Origin of the sequence: Pseudomonas sp. P1.31 (assembly GCF_001269815.1) — a bacterium.
GTDB lineage: Bacteria > Pseudomonadota > Gammaproteobacteria > Pseudomonadales > Pseudomonadaceae > Aquipseudomonas > Aquipseudomonas rustica.
Window position 1 is genome coordinate 167,402 of the sequence record NZ_LHVN01000013.1, and the last position, 19,819, is coordinate 187,220.

Sequence of the window (19,819 nt, forward strand, 5' to 3'; positions counted from 1 at the left end):
TGGGGAACGCACACTCGGCGCTTTCCCTCAGGTCAAAAAACAACGCTGCGCAGGCCATCGATTGTTGTGCGCGGGCTGGCCGCTGACGAGTTAATCGTTGTTAATTCGCTTAACAGACCCGCGCTGGATGGGCCGTTGATCGAGTAAAGTGCGTAGCACTTGCGTCTGGCTGGCCATACAAGGAAATCGAACCCATGAACCGTAACGATCTGCGCCGCGTCGACATGAACCTGCTGGTGATATTCGAAGCACTGATGTTCGAAAAGAACCTGACCCGCGTGGCCGAAAAACTGTTCATGGGCCAACCCGCCGTCAGCGCCGCGTTAGGCCGTTTGCGCGATCTGTTCGATGATCCGTTGCTGCTGCGCAACGGTCGCGCCATGGAGCCGACGGCGCGCGCGCTCGACATTCTCAAAGAACTGCAACCGGCCATGGACGTGATCTCCGGCGCCGTCAGCCGCGCCAAGGAATTCGAGCCAGCAAGCAGCTGCGATGTGTTCCGGATCGGCTTGTCGGACGACGCGGAATTTGGCCTGTTCCCGCCGTTGTTGCGTCAGCTTCAGGAAGAGGCACCGGGCATCGTCGTCGTGGTGCGCCGCGCCAACTACTTGCTGATGCCGGCGCTGCTGGCGTCCGGCGAGATCTCCGTCGGTGTCAGTTACACCACCGATCTGCCGGCCAACGCCAAACGCAAAAAACTCCGCGACATCCCCTGCAAAGTCCTGCGCGGCGACGACCGCCCAGGCCCGCTGACGCTCGACGAATACTGCGCACGCCCGCACGCGATGGTCTCGTTCTCCGGAGACTTGAGCGGCAACATCGACCTCGACCTGGCCAAACTCGGCCGCAGCCGCCGCGTCGTGCTCGGCGTGCCGCAGTTCAGTGGCTTGCGCGCGTTGCTGGCGGGTACTGAAATGATCGCCACCGTGCCGGATTATGCGGCGTGCGCGCTGGTTGAGGGCTGTGCGCTGCGCGCCGAAGACCCACCGTTTCCGATTGATGCGGCGCAGTTGTCGATGGCGTGGAGCGGGGTGCATGACAACGATCCGGCGGAGAAGTGGTTGCGGTCGCGGATCAGTCAGTTCATGGCGGCGCCGCTGGATATCCCTGCGATTTAAACCCAGCGCCGATCTCACAGACAATAAAAGACCCCTGTGGGAGCGAGCTTGCTCGCGAAAGCGGTGTGTCAGTCAAAGCATTTATCGACTGCCCCGACGCCTTCGCGAGCAGGCTCGCTCCCACATTGGCATCTGTGTGATGCTTGAGTTTTTGGTGTTTTAAACACCACTGTTTAAGCAACACCAGCAGACACTCTTTCAGGCTACACAACCTTGCGCCTTTGCCTACAGCTAAGACAGAATCCGCCGGCTTGTGCGCTCTGGAGCTGGGTTCTATTGTGGGTCGGTCATTGACACCAGTGATCGGGTCTCGCAGCCCGCATATCTCTAGACGCACAACATCTTCCATCGTCGAACACTCATCTGTTCGTTTTTGTCATGGCGGCTGTACGTGGGAGACCTTCGGGTCTGCCGGTTCTAGAGTCCCGGTCTGCGACCCGCGTATAGCTGCCACCTTAATTCGTCTCGCAGCGAATCGTGGCAGCTCCATTGACTCTAGGAGCACCATCCATGTTCAAAATCACACCAAACCCACCAGACATCGACCCCACATCCCCCTACGCATCCATCGATTCCAGAAAACTCCACCAAGCCGCCGACCGCGCCCTCGACCATTACCTTTGCCCACCCGGCTCTACGCCGCCTCCACGTAAAACCCGTGGGATGTACGCCGTCACCGCCGACACCAAAAACGAAGATCTTCTGACCGACGCCAGCGAAACCCTCGCCTCGGCCAAAACCATTGCCCAAGACGTCGCCCACCTCTTGCCCGCCGCGCAGCGCCGGGCATTGTTGGGGATAGCGCAGTTGATCATGCTCGGCGAGCTCGCGGTGAATCGGGTGCTGGATAACCTTAATCCACCTGCCTGAACATGATCGTTCCCACGCTCTGCGTGGGAATGCCTCAACGGACGCTCCGCGTTCGGCCCTGGAAGGGACGCGGAGCGTCCCGGGCTGCATTCCCACGCAGAGCGTGGGAACGATCAATCGACTGGCCCGACGCCTTCGCGAGCAAGCCCGCTCCCACAGGGTTTTGTGGTGTGCTGAATATCTCGGTACGCTGGTGAACTGAGCACACCCGTTCAATTTTTCCCTTCCCGGCATCGGCATTATTCAGGTCGATGAAGTTTCCAGGATGGGGTCATGAACGCTTTGCAACGCGATGAACAGGCGCGCGACGCCGGTTTGCTGTTTCTGCGGGTCAGCGGCGGATTGTTTTTGCTGTGGGTACATGGCTTGCCCAAGCTGCTGGATTTCAGCGCGCAACTACAGCTGATCGAAGATCCGTTCCACCTCGGTTCGCACCTCACCCTGATGCTGGCGATCTTCGCCGAAGTCGTCTGCCCGCTACTGATCGTCGCCGGGGTACTGGCGCGATTGGCCTGCGTGCCTATTCTCTTTGTTCTGCTGGTGGCGTTGTTGGTCGTGCATCCGCAATGGAGTGTGGCCGAGGGGCAGTTCGGCTGGTTGCTGTTGATCCTGTTTGCCACCGTGTTTATCGCCGGGCCGGGACGGCTGGCGCTCAATGTCCGTTTGCCCGGAGTGCTGCGTTATGCCTGAAGTCCTGAGTCCAAAAGCACCGGGGTCTGATGAGACCGTGACGCTGATCGTCAAGCACCGGGTCAAGGCCGGGTTTGAGGCGGCGTATGAAGCCTGGCTGCGCAATATCGTGCGGGTCGCGGGGCAGCGGGAAGGGCACTTGGGGGTTGATGTGGTGCGCGGTAAACGTGCCGGTCTCGACTTCTACACCTGCGTACTGCGCTTTTGCTCCACCGACGCCATGCAATCGTGGCTGGAATCGCCGCAGCGTCAGGCGCTGGTCGATGAAGCTGCGCCGATGCTTGCCGATGGCGACCAGACCGAAGTCGCGCCGGTCAACGAGTTCTGGTTCTCGCCGCTGGCCGAAGCCGCCTCGCCACCGCCGCGCTGGAAACAAGCAGTGATCACGCTGCTGGTGATTCTGCCGCACACCTTGCTGGTGCCGCTGATCTGGGGGCCGCTGCTCAGATTGCATCCGCTGCTTTCCAACTACGTGGTTGCCACGTTCCTGATCACTCTGACCATCGTCGTGTCGGTGGTGTACGTGTTCATGCCGCGCGTCACTCGCTTGTTCGCGCCGTGGCTCGAAGCCAGTCAGGCCCATGAACACCTCGATTCCCAAGAAACCTCGCCACGCTGAGCGCGCGGGGTTTGCTTCTTTTTACTTTGCTTGAGGAACTGCGATGAGCGCCGATCTGATTCTGTTCAATGGCCAATTTCATACCGTAGACCGCACCAAACCGCTGGCCAGTGCCGTGGCGATTACCGATGGCCGTTTCGTGGTCGTTGGCAACGACAACCAGGCCATGGCCCTGCGCGGGCCGAACACGCAAGTGGTCGATATGCACGGCCGCTGCGTGATCCCCGGACTCAACGACTCGCACTTGCACCTGATCCGTGGCGGTTTGAACTACAACCTCGAACTACGCTGGGAAGGCGTGCCGTCGCTGGCCGACGCGCTGCGCATGCTCAAGGATCAGGCTGACCGCACGCCGACCCCGCAATGGGTGCGCGTGGTCGGTGGCTGGAACGAATTCCAGTTCGCCGAAAAACGCATGCCGACCCTCGAAGAAATCAACCAGGCCGCACCGGACACACCGGTGTTCATCTTGCATTTGTACGACCGCGCGCTGCTCAACCGCGCCGCGCTGCGTGTCGCCGGTTACACCCGCGACACGCCGAACCCACCGGGTGGCGAGATTGTTCGCGACAGCAATGGCAACCCGACCGGTATGCTGGTCGCGCGGCCGAACGCGATGATTCTCTATTCGACGCTGGCCAAAGGGCCGAAGCTGCCGCTGGAGTATCAGGTCAACTCGACCCGCCAGTTCATGCGCGAACTCAATCGCCTCGGCCTGACCAGCGCGATCGATGCTGGCGGTGGTTTCCAGAACTACCCGGACGATTATCAAGTCATCGAGCAACTGGCCAAAGACGACCAGTTGACCGTGCGCATCGCCTACAACCTGTTCACCCAGAAACCGAAAGAAGAACTGAGCGATTTCCAGAACTGGACTGGCAGCGTCAAGTTGCATCAGGGCGACGACTACCTGCGCCACAACGGCGCCGGCGAGATGCTGGTGTTCTCCGCAGCGGACTTCGAAGACTTCCTCGAGCCGCGCCCGGATCTGCCGCAGACCATGGAAGAAGAGTTGGAACCGGTGGTGCGCCACCTGGTTGAACAGCGCTGGCCGTTCCGTTTGCACGCGACGTACAACGAATCGATCAGCCGCATGCTCGACGTGTTCGAGAAGGTCAATCGCGACATTCCTTTCAACGGTTTGCCATGGTTCTTCGACCACGCGGAAACCATCACCCCGCAGAACATCGAGCGGGTGAAAGCGCTGGGCGGCGGCATTGCGATTCAGGATCGCATGGCGTTCCAGGGTGAATATTTCGTCGACCGTTATGGCAAGCAAGCCGCCGAAACGACCCCACCGATCAAACGCATGCTCGCCGAAGGTGTGCCGGTCGGCGCGGGTACCGATGCGACGCGGGTTTCCAGCTACAACCCGTGGACGTCGCTGTACTGGATGGTCAGCGGTCGCACCGTCGGTGGCCTGGCTTTGTACGAAGAAGGTTTGCCGCGCGCTACCGCGCTGGAACTGTTCACCCACGGCAGCGCCTGGTTCTCCTCGGAGCAGGGCAAGAAAGGCCAGATCAAGGTCGGGCAACTGGCGGATCTGGCGGCGTTGAGTGCGGACTTTTTCCATGTCGAGGAAGAAGCGATCAAGTGGATCGAGTCGGTACTGACCGTGGTTGGCGGCAAGATTGTTTACGCTGCCGGCGACTTTGAAGACCTCGGGCCGCGCTCGATTCCGGTGCTGCCGGACTGGTCGCCGGTGGTCAAAGTCCCGGGCCACTGGCGGCCGAATTCGCCGTTGCAGGCGCAGGTTCACCAGTGCAGCGGCCCTTGCGCCGTACACACCCACAGCCATGAAAAGGCGCGGATGTCGAACGCGCCGGTCAGCGACTTCGCCGGGTTCTGGGGCGCGTTCGGCTGCTCCTGCTTCGCTTTCTGATTCTCCCCCAAAGCGCCGGCCGACCGGTCGGCGCTTCACGCTTCATCCATCCGTCCATCAGGAGTTTTCCCATGAGCGTTCCTTACACACGTCTGAACAAAGATGATGCGGTTGTACTGCTGGTCGATCACCAGACCGGCCTGATCTCGCTGGTACAGGATTTCACCCCGAACGAATTCAAGAACAACGTGCTGGCGCTGGGCGACATCGCCAAGTTCTTCAAGCTGCCAACCATCCTCACCACCAGTTTCGACGCCGGCCCGAATGGCCCGATCGTGCCTGAACTGCGCGAACAGTTTCCGGATGCGCCGTTCATTCAGCGTCCGGGGCAGATCAATGCGTGGGACAACGAAGACTTCGTCAAAGCGATCAAGGCGACCGGTCGCAAGCAACTGATCATCGCTGGTGTGGTGACTGATGTTTGCGTGGCGTTCCCGACGCTGTCGGCCATTGCTGAAGGGTACGAAGTGTTTGTGGTGACTGACTCGTCGGGCACCTTCAACACCACCGTGCAGCAAGCGGCGTGGGCGCGGATGTCGGCGGCGGGTGCACACCTGCTGAACTGGTTCTCGGTGGCGTGCGAGCTGCAGGGTGACTGGCGCAACGATATGGAAGGTTTGGCGCACTTGCTGTCGGAGCGTCTGCCGAACTATCGCAATTTGATTAACAGCTATACCAAGTTCACCGCCAAGTAATTGGGTGTGAGCTGGAAGAGCCCCTCACCCTAACCCTCTCCCGGAGGGAGAGGGGACTGACCGAGGGGTTCTTGCGAGGTACGCCGACGTGCAATACCGAGTCGAACTTCAATTTTGAAAAGCTTGAAGATCGGCTCCCTTTCCCCCTCGCCCCCTTGGGGGAGAGGGCTGGGGTGAGGGGGTAGGCTCTTGATCTTAAAAATCTACGCCTCAACGCTTCTGCAACCACCCCAAAAACCCGCCTTTCCGCACCGCCACCGGTTTAGCCATCAACGCGAGGCGACTGTTCTGTTGACGTACCGCCTGCAATTTATTCAACGCCCGACCCACCTCCGTGCGCTGTTCCATGCACTGACGAGTGAGGTTCTTGTCGAGTCGATAAATGATGCTCGACGTCAACGCGGTAAACGTAGCCTGCGACGGCGTATCAGCCAGAATACTCTGCTCACCCATGACCTCACTCGGCCCCATGCGCCCGGCTTCAGTCTGCTCATTACCATCCGGCACCGTCGCACTGACCACACCCGTGGCAATCACGAACAGACTGTCCGGTACTTCATCCAGCCCCAGCACCACCTGGCCTGCTGTGTACTGCTGAGCGACCATCGATTCGGCGAGGCGATCACGTTCTTCGCTGCTCAGCGAACGGAAAATTTTTACTTCATCAAGCAGCGCACGTGCGCGGGTCGACGGTTCGATCACGCCGTCCGGATGCCGCGAAATCCCTGCTGCTTCGAGATGCCGGTGGGCGAGGTCGAACAGTTGATTGCGCACTTCGCCTTTCTTGCCCAACTCGGCAATGAAACCGCTGGCGACGTATTCCGACATGGTTTCGCCGGCCTCTTTCAGCACGGCTTTTGGCGCCGGACTCAGCAACAGCGAGCTGCTGCCTTGCAGCGTACGATCCAGTGCATCGAGCACCCGGCGCGGACGAATGTGATTGGGCACCTGAATGCTGATCGACACGCCATGCATGTTGTTCGGGCGGCTGAGGTTGACGATCTTCGCCTTCGCCGCCACCGAGTTGGGCACTACGGCCATGGTGCCGGCGCTGGTCAGCAGATGCGTGGCACGCCAGTCGATGTCGAAGACCTTGCCTTCGACGCCATCGATCATCACCAGATCATCGACCTGATAAGGCTTGGTGGTGTTGAGGACGATCCCGGAAAACACATCGGCCAAGGTACTTTGCAGCGCCAGACCGACGACGATAGCGACCACCCCGGAGGTCGCCAGCAAGCCTTTGACCGGCAGTTCCAGCACGTAACCGGCGGCGGCAACGATGGCCACGAGAAACACCAGTGCGCCGATCACGTCTTGCAGCAAACGACCGCTGTGACCGATGCGACGCATCAGCGCGAGGCCGATCACTTCGGTCAAAACTCGTGCGGCGTACAACCACCAGAGAATCCCCAACGCCGTTGCACCCAATTGCGCGACGCGGTCATCGGCGAACAGCGGGGCTTGCAGCGGGCTGACACCGGCATTGATCACCAGTGCGGAGAAGGCCAGAAACAGCGCCAGCCGCACAGCCACTCTTGGCGCACGATGGGTGAACGGCGTGAAGTGCCAGAGCACCGCGTCGAGCAGCAGCAGGGCGGCGCTCAGGGACAGCAGATGGGTGAGGAGGAAGGACATGGCAATCTCCGGAGCTGCACCAGTGTTGAAGAAGTTTTTGGTGGGGAGGAGGTTTTTGTGGCGAGGGGATTTATCCCCGATGGACTGCGCAGCAGTCCCTGCTTCTTCTGGATAAGAGCGGGATCGCTTCGCAACCCATCGGGGATAAATCCCCTCGCCACAATTTTGGGTGTGGCGAGGACTTGGGCTCAGTTCAGATGAGTCTTCAACTCAGCCGCCGCCTGACGCACCGCTGCCTTCACCTCAGGAATCTGGCTCAGCGGGTTGAGCAAACCAAAGTCATGGATCATCCCGTTGTAACGCACCGAGGTCACCGCCACGCCGGCCGCATCGAGGTGCCGCGCATAGCCTTCGCCTTCATCACGCAGCACGTCGAACTCGGCGGTCTGCACCAGTGCAGCAGGCAAGCCTTTGAGCTGTTCGGCGCTGGCGTTCAACGGCGAAGCATGGATCTGCGCGCGCTCGGCCGGGTTGGTGGTGTAGTTGTCCCAGAACCACTGCATCATGCCTTTGGTGAGGAAATGGCCCTCGGCAAATTGCTGGTACGAACCGTCGTCAAACTGCGCGTTGGTCACTGGCCACATCAACAGCTGGAAGCGCAGTGCCGGGGTTTTCCGTTCCTTGGCCATCAACGCCACAACCGCCGCCATGTTGCCGCCGACGCTGTTGCCGGCCACCGCCAGACGCTTGCCGTCGACACCGATGTCCTTGCCGTGCTCAGCCACCCATTTCGTCGCGGCGTAAGCCTGGTTGATCGCCGTCGGGTACTGCGCTTCCGGCGACGGCGTGTAGTCGACGTACACCGCGACAGCGCCCGAGCCCACCACCAGGTCACGAATCAAGCGCTGGTGCGTCGGGTAGTCACCGAGTACCCAGCCGCCACCGTGGAAGAACATGAACACCGGCAACTCGCCTTTGACCTTGGCCGGACGCACCACTTTCAGATTGATCGTCTGGCCATCGACCTTGATCGCTTTGTCGCTGACTTCAACACCGGACAAGTCCACCTTCACCGAAGCCTGCGCTCCGGTCAGCACCGCACGGGCATCCTTCGGGCTGAGTTGCTCAAGGGGTTTGCCACCGCCAGCGGCGAGGGCGTTGAGGAAGGCCTGGGTGTTGTGTTCGACACCGGAGGTCTCGGCGGCGAACGCGTTGCCGATGGACAGGGCGAGGAGGGAAGCGGCGAGGGTCTGTTTAATGTTCATGTTCAATTCCATTTTCGAATGTGTGATGTAGGAGCTGCCGCAGGCTGCGATCTTTTGATCCTGTTTTTGCCTTTTACCCGCGTCACCGCAGATCAAGATCAAAAGATCGCAGCCTGGGGCAGCTCCTACGTGTTCAGGGTTGTTTTCAAACCGTGAGCACAGATTAATGAGCTGCTCGAGAGTGAAAAAGCGGCTATAAAGCGTTTAACTGTCCACCAGAGAGTGACAATGAACCCGTTCGAAGACATGCGTATTTTTTGCCAGGTCATGGACTCCGGCAGCTTCACCGCAGCGGCCGATCAATTGGGCCTGTCCAAGCAGTTCGTCAGCCGGCGTTTAATGCAGTTGGAAGAACGCCTCGGCGTGCGGTTGTTGAATCGCTCGACCCGGCGCCTCGACGTCACCCCGTTGGGCCAGAGCTATTACGAGTCGGCATTGCGCCTGCTGGGCGAGGTCGAACAGGTCGAGCAGGGCATCGCCGGGCAGACCGCCGAGCCGCGCGGAACGATTCGCGTGAGCGCGCCGCTGTCGTTTGCCGTCGCGCACCTCGGTTGTCTGCTGCCGATGTTTTTGCAGCGTTATCGCGAAGTTACCGTTGAAGTGGACTTGAGCGATCGTCCGGTAGACCTGTTGGGTGAGGGCTACGATCTGGCCTTGCGCATTGGCGTGCTGGAGGACTCGACGCTGATCGCCCGGCGCATTGCGTCGATCGAGCGGGTGTACTGCGCCAGTCCGGCGTATCTGGCCGAACGCGGTACGCCGCTCGAACCGGAAGACTTGCACAGCCATGATTGCCTTCCTTATGGCCATGGTCGCTCGGTGCAATGGCGTTTCAATGCCGGGCAGGGCAAGCCGCTGCTGGTCAATGTCACCGGGCGCATGCGGGTGAACAACGGCGAGTTGCTGAGGGATGCGGCGGTGCAGGGGATGGGGATTACCTATTTGCCGACGTTTATTGTCGGCGCGGCGCTGAAGGATGGCCGGCTGGTGCCGGTGCTGGATGATCTGCGTCCGGAGCCGCTGACACTTTCAGCTGTTTACCCACAGCATCGCCAGGCATCGAGACCGGTGCAGGCGTTGGTCGAGTTTTTGCGCGAACGCCTGAACCAAAACAACGTCGCCCTCTAAACCTTACAGTGGTTTTTTCAAACCCTGCAAAACCCCGTGGGAGCGAGCCTGCTCGCGAAGACGGACTGTCAGTTAACCCATCATTGGCTGACCCACAGCATTCGCGAGCAGGCTCGCTCCCACATTGGCTTTATGGATGGCTGTGATATCTGGGTAAACCACGAGTCCTGTGGGAGCGAGCCTGCTCGCGAAAGCGTCGGGTCAGCTAAAACACAATTGACTGACCCGACGCCTTCGCGAGCAAGCTCGCTCCCACATTGGCTTTATGGATGGCTGTGAAATCTGGGTAAACCACGAGTCCTGTGGGAGCGAGCTTGCTCGCGAAGGCGGACTGTCAGTTAACCCATCATTGGCTGACCCACAGCATTCGCGAGCAAGCTCGCTCCCACATTGGCTTTATGGATGGCTGTGAAATCTGGGTAAACCACGAGTCCTGTGGGAGCGAGCTTGCTCGCGAAGGCGGACTGTCAGTTAACCCATCATTGGCTGACCCACAGCCTTCGCGAGCAAGCTCGCTCCCACATTGGCTTTATGGATGACTGTGAAATCTGGGTGAACCACGAGTCCTGTGGGCTCTAGAGGTCAGTTGGCGCGTTTGTCATCGCCGGGTTCGCCGCCGACGTGCACGCCGCGATCATCCCCCGGTTCGCCCGCTGCATGCAGGCCTCGGTCATCGCCGACTTCACCGGCGCGATGGACGCCATGATCGTCGCCGACTTCACCCGCCCGGTGAACACCGTGATCATCGCCCGGTTCGGCGTGGGTGCCGTTGCGGCCGGAGGATGACGCGGAATTGCCCGAGTGTCCGGAGCCTTGGCCGCTGCCGCTGTGACCACTGCCGCCCTCACCGTGGCCACTTCCACCATTGCCACTGCCGCCATGACCGCCACCATTTCCACCGCCACCGCCACCGCCACCGCCACCGCCACCGCCACCGCCACTGCCTCCATGCCCACCCCCGTTTCCACCGCCGCTACCGCCACCCCCTCCGCCATGTCCGCCGCCGTTCCCTCCACCACCACTCCCACCTTCCTTGGCCTGAACACTGGAAACCCCCGACAAACTGTCCGGAATCAGTACCGTGGACGCCGACAGAACTGCGCCGATGGCCATTGCGAGCACGAGCTTTTTAATGTGCATATCGTTCTCCGTCTTTGTGGTCTTGTTGGGAACGTGAGAGTGCGTTGTTGCAGGGATTCGACCCGTTCCCGGGGTCAGTGAATACTCGACGCCAGTTCGAAAATCGGGATGTACATCAGGATCACGATGACCCCGATGAGCAGGCCGATGAAGGTCATCAGCAGCGGTTCGAACAGCTTCACGAACCACTCCAGCCAGCGGCTGATTTCCTCGTCGTAGAAGTCGGCGCTGCGTTCCATCATCTGCCCGAGGTTGCCGGACTGTTCGCCGGCCCGGAGCAGGCGCAGGGACACCGGTGTCACCAGGTGATTGAGCTCCAGCGCGGTAGACAACGATTGCCCCTCGCGCACCCGCTCGCAAGCCTGATCGAGCCGCGTTCGTGAGGCCACAGTCAGCAGGCCGCGCACCATGCTCATGGCGGTCACCAGCGGAATACCACCTTGCAGCAGAATCCCCAGCGAACGATAAAACCGCGCCAGCTCATACATGAAAATTCGTTGATGCACGGCGGGCAATTTCTCCACCAGCCGATCCAGCCCACGACGAAACGCCGGTTGTTTTTGCAGGACGGCGAGGGCGATGACAATCGCCGCCAGCGCGCCAAAGAATTCCGCCTGATGCGCATGCAGAAACATGCCACTGCTCATCAACACCTGCGACAGCCACGGCAGGTTATTGCCCAGCCCTTCGAACACCAGGCTGAAGCGCGGCACCACATAACCCATCAAGAACAGCACCACGCCACCGCCGACTATCAGCAACAGCATTGGATAGATCGAGGCGCTGATGATCTTCTGCCGCACCTCGTCCATGCGCTGCCGATAGCTGACGTAGCGGCCCAGCGCATCGCCGACCGCGCCTGTCTTCTCGCTGGACTGTACCAGCGCCACGTACAGCGGCGGGAATACCGCCGACAACTGGCCCAGCGCCTGCGAAAACGATTTGCCCTCGTAGAGCAGGCGCACCAGCTCACTCAAGGTTTTCCGGGCAGCGGGGGCGGATTCTTTTTCGGCGAGGCTTTCCAACGCATCGATCAACGGCAGTCCGGCGTTGAGCAGCGTGGTCAGTTCCTGGCTGAACAGCACCAGATTGAAGGTCTCGCGCTGACGCAATCGCAGCGAACGCCAATGCTTGTCGGCGTGCGAACTGAGCACGCGCAGACCCTGATCCTCGGCAATCCGTCGCGCTTCGCTGTCGCCCGCTGCTTCGACGCTCAAGGACACCACGCCAGCCTTGCCGACCGCTTTCAAATGAAATCGCATGGGCCGCGCTCCGCTCACTGCCAATTGGTCACTTCGGCGTTTTCGCCTTCGCCACCGGGCTGGCCGTCCTTGCCCATCGACAGCAAGTCGTACTCGCTGTTTTCGCCGGGATAGCGATAGGCGTAACTACGCCCCCACGGATCCTGCGGCAGCTTTTTCTGCAAGTACGGGCCGGTCCATTTCGCCTCGTCACTCGGGGCGGTGACCAAGGCCTGCAAGCCCTGTTCGGTGGACGGGTAGTGGCCGACTTCCAGTCGATACAAGTCGAGTGCTTTGCTCAGTCCTTCGATCTGCGCCTTGGCCACTTTCACTTCCGAGCGACCGAGTTGAGCGAAGTATTTCGGCGCGACGATCCCGGCCAACAGACCGAGCACCACCAGCACCACCAGCAATTCGAGCAGGGTAAAACCGCGTTGGCCACGCGGACGAAATTGCAGCTTCATGATGACCTCCCGTGAGTGGCAGCCGTGTCGCCTGAAGGGCTTATGCAATTGCCATGCTCAGCCTCACTGAAAACTGGCCGACACGCCGAAACCCTTGAAATACGGGCCTCTCAAGAGTCGGCACAGTGCTTGCGTATGGCTCAGACGTGATCGGCCATTGGGGCATTTCCCCCAATTTATCGGGGTCGATCCGGGGAGGCCCGACATGAAATTTCTCGCCAGCGGATTGCTCGGTTGTGTGCTGCTCAGCGGCGCCGCGCAGGCCGATGTATTTATCTCGGTGGACGCCAAGGGCAGCTACGTGCTGTCCAACGTTCACCGTCCCGGACGCACCTACGAACGGGTGATCCACGAGGCTGAAATGCCTGTGGCCAGCCTCGATCAACAGCCGCAAATGATCGCCAATCAGCCCTACGCAGAACTGGTGTCGGCAGCCGCCAAAGTCAACCAGTTACCCGAAGCGTTGCTGCACGCGGTGATCAACGCCGAGTCGCATTACAACCCCGGCGCGACCTCACCCAAAGGCGCCGGCGGGCTCATGCAATTGATGCCCGACACCGCGCGCGAACTGGGTGTGACCGACGTCTACGACCCCAAGGCCAACATCCAGGGCGGCGCGAAATACCTCAAGCGTTTGATGACCCTCTTCGACAACGACATCGCACTCGCCGTGGCGGCCTACAACGCCGGGCCCGACGCGGTGCTCAGCCGTGGCCGGGTGATCCCGCCGTTCGCTGAAACCCAGCGTTACGTGCCGAATGTGTTGCGCCAGTACCGACGTTTGCAGGGCTTGGCGATGGACGCCCCGCTGTGACCCCAACCCGGTTTTCCCCACTTTCGGGGCAAACCCGGCAGCCCCGAAAAGTGGGGCAAAGCGGTGGGGAATATGCCCCGGATTCTCAAGTCGCTGCAGTAACCGATTGAACGGTAAACGAATTTTTTGTGGCACGCGGATTGCTCCGAGGCATTTGTCGAGAAGTGTTCCCAAGAGCACCCACTACGAGGTTACTGATCATGGCTGGCATTCATCACGCTCCGTCTCTGTTCAACTGGCTGCTGATTCTGGCTTCGATGCTCAGCGTCGAACTGGCCAGCGCGGCCGTGCGATGCGAGCGCAACCTGGTGGCCAACGTCGTCGCCTTCGATCAACCGCTGATGTTCAACCGCCTCGGTGCGCAGAACATCAACGGCATGATGTTCGCCCTGCGCCGCGACGTGGTGGATGACCGCAACATGTCGCTGGCCTACGGCGGATCAGCGGTGCCGGGCAAGGTTTCGCTGCGCCCGGACAAGCGGCCACGGCCATTGGTTTTGCGCGTGGCGGCGGGTGATTGCCTGACGATCAATCTGCAAAACCTGCTCGACTATCAGGCCAACCCGAACAAGCACTTCGAGAATGAAGGTGAAGAAGAGGAAGGCGTCGAGAACGCCAACGCGGCTGAAGACTTCAAAGTCGATGAGCAAGTCGCTGACCGTCACGTCGGTTTCCAGGTCAATGGCCTGCAAGCGGTAAACAGCATCGATGACATTTCTTCGTTCACCGGGCGTAACGCCAACACCTTGGTGCCGCCGGGTGCGAGCCGTTCTTACACCCTGTACGCCGAGCGTGAAGGCGCGTTTGCCGTCAGCAGCCGTGGCGCAACGTTTGGCGGCGAGGGCGCGGCCGGTAACGTCGCCAATGGCTTGTTCGGCCAGGTTGTCGTCCTGCCCAAGGGCGGTCGCACCTATCGCAACACCCTCACCGAAGAAGAAATGCGCCTGGCCACCACGGGCCGCGCACCCACCGGCCAACCGATCGTCGACTACCAGGCGCGCTACCCGCAGCGCGAACCGTGGCTGCGCGAAGGCAAGGCCGGTACGCCGATCATCGGCATGGTCGACGGCAATGAAATCATCTCCAGCGAAAGCGATGCAATTGTCATGGGCAGCAACGCCGACGGCAGCTTCCCACCCAGCACTTATCCGCTGGAATCGGTTGGAAAACGCAACCCGGCGATCCCTAATCGACTGGAAGCGTTCCGCGATTTCGCCTCGCAATTCCAGGACGAAACTGCCGCCACTCAAGCGTTTCCAGCCTATTGGGCTGATCCGGTGATGGCCCACGTGCTGGAGCCGACTCGCGATTCGTTCATGATCAACTACGGCTCGGGCGGCATGGGCGCCGAAGTGGTGGCCAATCGTTTGGGCGTCGGGCCGATGCACGATTGCCTGTCGTGCGCCTACGAAGAATTCTTCCTCAGCTCGCACACCGTTGGCGACGTGGCGATGCTGGTCGACGTGCCGGCCAACGCCGGGCTTGAGAACATCGCCCCTGGCCAGACACCACGTGCTGATCAGATCGGTGTGAAAGCGACCATGGCGCTGTATCCGTCGGAGCCATCGAACGTCAACCACAGCTACATCGGTGACTTCGTCAAATTCCGCAACACCCACAATGGTCATGAGCAGCACATCTTCCACTTGCACGGCCATCAGTGGCTGTTCAACCCCAACGACGACAACTCCGATTACGTCGATGCCCAGGGCATTGGCCCGGGCGCCGGTTACACCTATGAAATCGCCAACGGTGGTTCGGGCAACCGCAACCGCGTGGCCGGCGATGCGATCTATCACTGCCATTTCTATCCGCACTTTGCCCAAGGCATGTGGGCCATGTGGCGGGTACACGATGTGTTTGAAGAGGGCACCCGGCTCGACGTTTCCCAGCAGGGCGCCGACGGTTATCACAGCGAACCGTTTGCCCTGCGCAGTGGCAAACCGGCGACCGGCGCACGCGCCTTGCCTGATGGCGAAATCGTCGCCGGCACACCGATTCCAGCGATAGTGCCGCTGCCGGGCAAAGCCATGGCACCGATGCCGGGCAAAGTCGTGGTCGTGCCGAAAATCGGTGAAACCCTGATCGCCGGCAATGATGACGACGAGGATGAAGAAGAGGGCGATGACGACGGCGAGCACCATGGCGGCAACGCCGGTGGTCAAGCCATCGGTTCGCTGGCGTTGGTTGATCGCAGCGAAGCCAACCGCAATGCCGACGGCAGCCTGAAAAACCCGGGCTATCCATTCTGGATCGGTGGCATGGAAAGCTCAGTGGGCCAACGTCCACCAACCCCGCCATTGGACATGCTCGACGCGGCTACCGCGCAATCGCTCAAGGCCAGCGGCAAAGCGCTGTGGGCCAACCTCGACCCGGCGCAGTCCGGTGGTTGGGACGGTGGCTTGCAACGGCATACACTCGACGGCGTCTCGGCCGGTGGCGAAGCGCACACCGTGACCACCTCGCTGGATTTCTCCAAGGAAGTCACCCGCGCCAAACCGATTTACCTGCCGGAAGAAGGCACCGAAGTCGAACAAGCGGCGATGGCCTTTCACGCGAAAAAAGATCACCCAAGCTATGCCTTGCTGCCCGGCAATCAAGTGGTGGCCAAGGCGTTCCGTACCAACGGTGCCTTGCCAATGGCCGGCGCGCCGTACTACGAACCGTGCATGGACGATCGGCAAAAGCGCCTGACCAGCAGCGCCGGCAGCGGTGAGTTTGCCAGCGGTGACCGCATCGACGGCATGTCCTTTGTCGGCGCTTCAAGCTTCACCGCCGACCGCCCACGCATTTACAAAGCCGCCAATATTCAGTTCGACGCGGTGTACAACAAGGTCGGTTATCACTTCCCGCAGGCGCGCATTCTGGCGCTGTGGGAAGACGCCTGGCCGGTGATCACCAAGCAGCGTCCGCCAGAGCCGCTGGTGATGCGCATGAACACCTTCGATTGCGTGCAATACCAGCAAACCAACCTGGTGCCGGCCACTTACGAGATGGACGACTATCAGGTGCGCACGCCGACCGATGTGATCGGCCAGCATATTCACCTGCCGAAGTGGGATCTGACCTCGGCGGACGGCTCGTCCAATGGCTGGAACTACGAGGACGGCGTGCTCTCGCCGGGCGCCGTGCAGGAACGCATTCACGCGATCCGCGAGTTCAACCAGTGCGCCGCCACCGATCCGCGCGACGGCACACAGGCGTGCCCGAAAGCCAAAAACCATCCGTTCTTCGGTCAGTACGGCCGCGCCGATTGGCTCGGTGCGCGCACGGCGATGCAGCGTTGGTTCGTTGATCCTGTGGTGAACATCAAAGGCGTAGATCGTGGCCTTGGCACCATTTTCACTCACGACCACCTGGGCCCATCGACGCACCAGCAGATTGGTCTGTACGCCACCGTGTTGGCCGAGCCGGCCGGTTCGACCTGGTTCCATGCGGAAACCGGCGAGCCTCTGTACAGTGGCGCGCGTCAGGACGGCGGGCCGACCTCGTGGCAAGCGGTGATCAATACCGGCGACCTCGATGGCGACGGCAAAAATGACAGCTTCCGCGAGTTCTTCCTCGAATACAGCGACTTCCAGCACGCCTATGAAGCCGGCGTCTATGTCGGTGCCGGCCCTAACGGCGTGCCGAATGCGCAAGCGTTCCCGGCGACTGCCGACAGCTTCCGCTATGCGATCAATCCGCCAGTGCGCAACAACGCTAGCAACCTGCTCGAAGGCGTGCTGGAAGTGCAGGGCGGTCAGGTGCCGGGCTGCCCGAGCCGGCCATGTCCGCAGGCAATTTCGGTGGATGATCCGGGCATGTTCGTCGTCAACTATCGCAACGAACCGCTGGCCTTGCGCGTTTACGACCCGAACAAGGTCGGCCCGGACGGCAAGCGCGGCATGCAGGCTGATGGCCTAGGCGGCGATCTGTCGTTCGCCATGCAAAGCCGCACCGACCGCGCAATTCCGGCGATGAACCTGGCGCCGAATCTGCTCACTGCCGCGACCGGGCCTACCGGCGGCACCACGCTGTTTCCGCCGCACATCAACAAGGGCGGCGCTGAACCTGGCGATCCGTTTACGCCGATGCTGCGTACTTACACCGGCGACAACGTACGGCTGCGGGTGCATGCCGGCGGCCATGAAGAAGAGCACAACGTCACCCTGCACGGCGTGAAATGGCTGCAGAGCGGTTCCGGTTTCGGCAACAGCTCCAACTCCGGCTGGCGCGCCTCGCAAATGATCGGCATCTCCGAGCAGATGGGCTTTATTGCACCGGTGTCGATGCTCTCCAGTTCCGCTGCGACGACGGGCGACTATCTGTACTCGATGGACGCTTCGATCGAAGGCTACTGGAGCGGTATCTGGGGCGTGATGCGTAACTACACCGCTAAACGCAACGACCTGTATGCCATCCCCAACAACCCGAATCCGGCGGGCATGCGCAACACCGTGGCGTTCGAGGGCAGTTGCCCGCGGATCAGTGCCAACCCCAATGGCATCGGCACGCGGCCGACGGTACAGCGCAACTATGAAGTGGTCGCGGCGCTGGCCAATGACATCCTCGGCAATGCGCTGGGCCTGACCATTGGCGATCCGCAAGGGCTTGGTCAGCATGTCGGTGGGCCGCTGAATCCGGCGGGCGGCACCCTGGTGCTGAACTCGCGCACGGTGAGCATTCCACAAGTCACCGTGACCGATCCGGAGGATGGCGAAACCATCACCATCGGCGGGCAGAGCGGGCCGTTGCATGACCCGACTGCGATCCTGTATGTGCGCAAATCCGATCTGGATCCGCTCAGCGGCAAGCTGAAACCCGGCATCCCGGTTGAACCGCTGGTGCTGCGTGCGGCGGCAGGGGATTGCATCAACATCACCCTGGAAAACCGTCTGCCGAGCGTGATGCCGGATCTGACCCAGACGGCGGTGATGCAGGGCATGGTCAAGCGTGATCGCAACAGCGGTCTGGGTTCGACCACCTTCAGCAACAACCTGATGCGGCCGTCCAGTCACGTCGGCCTGCACGCGCAATTGCTGGCGTATGACATCACCAAATCCGACGGCGCCAACGTCGGTGCCAACCCGATCCAGACCGTGCCACCGCGCGTTGGCAACAGCGGCGCGTACCCGACGCGTACTTATCAGTACTACGCCGGGCATCTGGAGCGTGAAGGCAAACCGGTGACTCAACTGGGTCGCAGCGTCGACAACATCAATGCCACGGCGGTGGAGTTCGGCGGCTTGAATTTCACCCCGGCGGACGTGATCAAGCAGCCACAAAAAGGCCTTGGCGGAGCGATGAGCATTCTGCCGATCGGCGCAACCTGGGTTGACGATGCACGCAAGGTCAACGCCACGGTTACGGCGCCTGGGCAGACCAGCTACCGCGACTTCGCGATGGTCTGGCACAAGGCGTTGAACACCCGTTGGGCCAATGGCCGGCCGGTGGAAGGGATTGCCGCTGAAGGCTTCGGCGTGCCGACCGATCCGCAGGACAACTCGAGCATGGCGATCAACTACAAGACCGAGCCGCTGTGGTACCGCTTCGGCCTCGCCCCGGATGCACCTTTCGGTCATGCCGATGGCGCGGGTTACGGCGACATGGTCAATGCGCACATGGCTTACAGCAATGAGTTGGTGGGTGGCGATCCGCAGACGCCGGTGCTCTACGCCAAACCGGGGCAGCCGTTCCGTACGCATATTTTGATGCCGAGCGGTGGCAGTCGCGGCACCACGTTCCAGCTCGACGGGCACGTCTGGTCGGTGAACCCGTTCCAGGCCGAGAAGAGCGATGTCGGTGGTTATCCGATGGGCTCGCCGGGCGTGGGCTCGGTGCGCTTCGGCTACAACCCGATGTCGATGTACATCGGCGCCCACGAAAGCATCCTGCCGGCCGCGCACTTCAGCTTCATGATCCCGAGCGCCGGCGGCAGCAACGCGATCCCGGGCGATTACCTGTTCCGCGACTACGCCGCCTACGGCAACACCTCCGGATTATGGGGACTGCTGCGCGTGACCAATGAACCGGAACCGGCGCCGCAGGGGCAGTAGACACGACGCCAATATCCCCGTGGAAGCAAATCCCATGTGGGAGCGGGCTTGCTCGCGAAGAGGCCGGCACAGGCAACAGGTGTGGTGGCTGGCAGATTGCTTTCGCGAGCAAGCTCGCTCCCACAGGGTCTGCGGTTGGCAGTTAGCTTGGCGGGATGCATGCAAATCCCCTGTAGGAGTGAGCCTGCTCGCGATTGGGGCAACTCGGTTTTCGATGGTGGGGCGGATGACGCCATCGCGAGCAGGCTCACTCCTACAAGGATCTGCGGTGGGCAGT

General features: G+C 61.1%; 14 protein-coding genes. 9 read left to right on the forward strand and 5 right to left on the reverse strand.

Annotated elements, in window-relative coordinates; genetic code table 11:
* The first annotated feature begins 194 nt into the window (after positions 1-194).
* From AD669_RS09535 to ycaC, 6 genes are all read left to right on the forward strand, one after another.
* Positions 195-1,118, forward strand: coding sequence for a LysR family transcriptional regulator (locus tag AD669_RS09535; protein ID WP_053119039.1), 924 nt, complete (start codon positions 195-197; stop codon positions 1,116-1,118).
* Positions 1,119-1,628: 510 nt separating this feature from the next.
* Entirely contained in the window at positions 1,629-1,988 is a 360-nt protein-coding gene (locus tag AD669_RS09540) for a DUF6124 family protein (protein ID WP_053119041.1), read from the forward strand.
* A gap of 273 nt (positions 1,989-2,261) precedes the next feature.
* Positions 2,262-2,678, forward strand: coding sequence for a DoxX family protein (locus tag AD669_RS09545; RefSeq protein WP_053119043.1), 417 nt, complete (start codon positions 2,262-2,264; stop codon positions 2,676-2,678).
* Complete coding sequence (locus AD669_RS09550) at positions 2,671-3,297, forward strand: antibiotic biosynthesis monooxygenase (RefSeq protein ID WP_053119045.1); 627 nt, start codon at positions 2,671-2,673, stop codon at positions 3,295-3,297. Before AD669_RS09545 ends, AD669_RS09550 begins: the two co-directional genes overlap by 8 nt.
* 43 nt (positions 3,298-3,340) lie before the next feature.
* A complete protein-coding gene (locus AD669_RS09555; RefSeq protein ID WP_053119047.1) occupies positions 3,341-5,179 on the forward strand; it encodes an amidohydrolase in 1,839 nt (612 codons plus the stop codon).
* A 71-nt stretch (positions 5,180-5,250) separates the two neighbouring features.
* Positions 5,251-5,874 carry an isochorismate family cysteine hydrolase YcaC gene (gene ycaC, locus AD669_RS09560; RefSeq protein WP_007913541.1) on the forward strand — a complete coding sequence of 208 codons (624 nt, stop codon included), beginning with the start codon at positions 5,251-5,253 and terminating at the stop codon, positions 5,872-5,874.
* Between the two features lie 210 nt (positions 5,875-6,084).
* Here ycaC and AD669_RS09565 read toward each other — a convergent pair whose 3' ends face one another.
* Positions 6,085-7,512 (reverse strand): mechanosensitive ion channel family protein, encoded by a 1,428-nt coding sequence (locus AD669_RS09565; RefSeq protein ID WP_053119049.1) that lies wholly within the window; start codon positions 7,510-7,512, stop codon positions 6,085-6,087.
* Between the two features lie 188 nt (positions 7,513-7,700).
* A complete protein-coding gene (locus AD669_RS09570; RefSeq protein ID WP_053119190.1) occupies positions 7,701-8,717 on the reverse strand; it encodes an alpha/beta hydrolase in 1,017 nt (338 codons plus the stop codon).
* A 228-nt stretch (positions 8,718-8,945) separates the two neighbouring features.
* On the opposite strand from AD669_RS09570, the gene AD669_RS09575 reads away from it, so the two are divergent.
* Entirely contained in the window at positions 8,946-9,845 is a 900-nt protein-coding gene (locus tag AD669_RS09575) for a LysR family transcriptional regulator (RefSeq protein WP_053119050.1), read from the forward strand.
* A gap of 582 nt (positions 9,846-10,427) precedes the next feature.
* On the opposite strand, the gene AD669_RS09580 is transcribed toward AD669_RS09575, so the two are convergent.
* From AD669_RS09580 to gspG, 3 genes are all read right to left on the reverse strand, one after another.
* Positions 10,428-10,985, reverse strand: a complete 558-nt coding sequence (locus tag AD669_RS09580) for a hypothetical protein (RefSeq protein WP_082341416.1) — start codon at positions 10,983-10,985, stop codon at positions 10,428-10,430.
* Between the two features lie 74 nt (positions 10,986-11,059).
* Positions 11,060-12,247 carry a type II secretion system F family protein gene (locus AD669_RS09585; protein ID WP_053119056.1) on the reverse strand — a complete coding sequence of 396 codons (1,188 nt, stop codon included), beginning with the start codon at positions 12,245-12,247 and terminating at the stop codon, positions 11,060-11,062.
* Positions 12,248-12,261: 14 nt separating this feature from the next.
* On the reverse strand, positions 12,262-12,690 hold the full coding sequence (gspG, locus tag AD669_RS09590) for a type II secretion system major pseudopilin GspG (protein ID WP_053119057.1): 429 nt from the start codon (positions 12,688-12,690) through the stop codon (positions 12,262-12,264).
* 205 nt (positions 12,691-12,895) lie between these two features.
* Between gspG and AD669_RS09595 the strand changes: the two genes are divergently transcribed.
* Positions 12,896-13,504 (forward strand): lytic transglycosylase domain-containing protein, encoded by a 609-nt coding sequence (locus AD669_RS09595; RefSeq protein ID WP_053119059.1) that lies wholly within the window; start codon positions 12,896-12,898, stop codon positions 13,502-13,504.
* 200 nt (positions 13,505-13,704) lie between these two features.
* The gene (gene mnxG, locus AD669_RS09600) at positions 13,705-19,542 is read left to right on the forward strand and encodes a manganese-oxidizing multicopper oxidase MnxG (RefSeq protein ID WP_053119061.1); all 5,838 of its coding nucleotides are present in this window, start codon (positions 13,705-13,707) and stop codon (positions 19,540-19,542) included.
* The last annotated feature ends 277 nt before the right edge of the window (positions 19,543-19,819 follow it).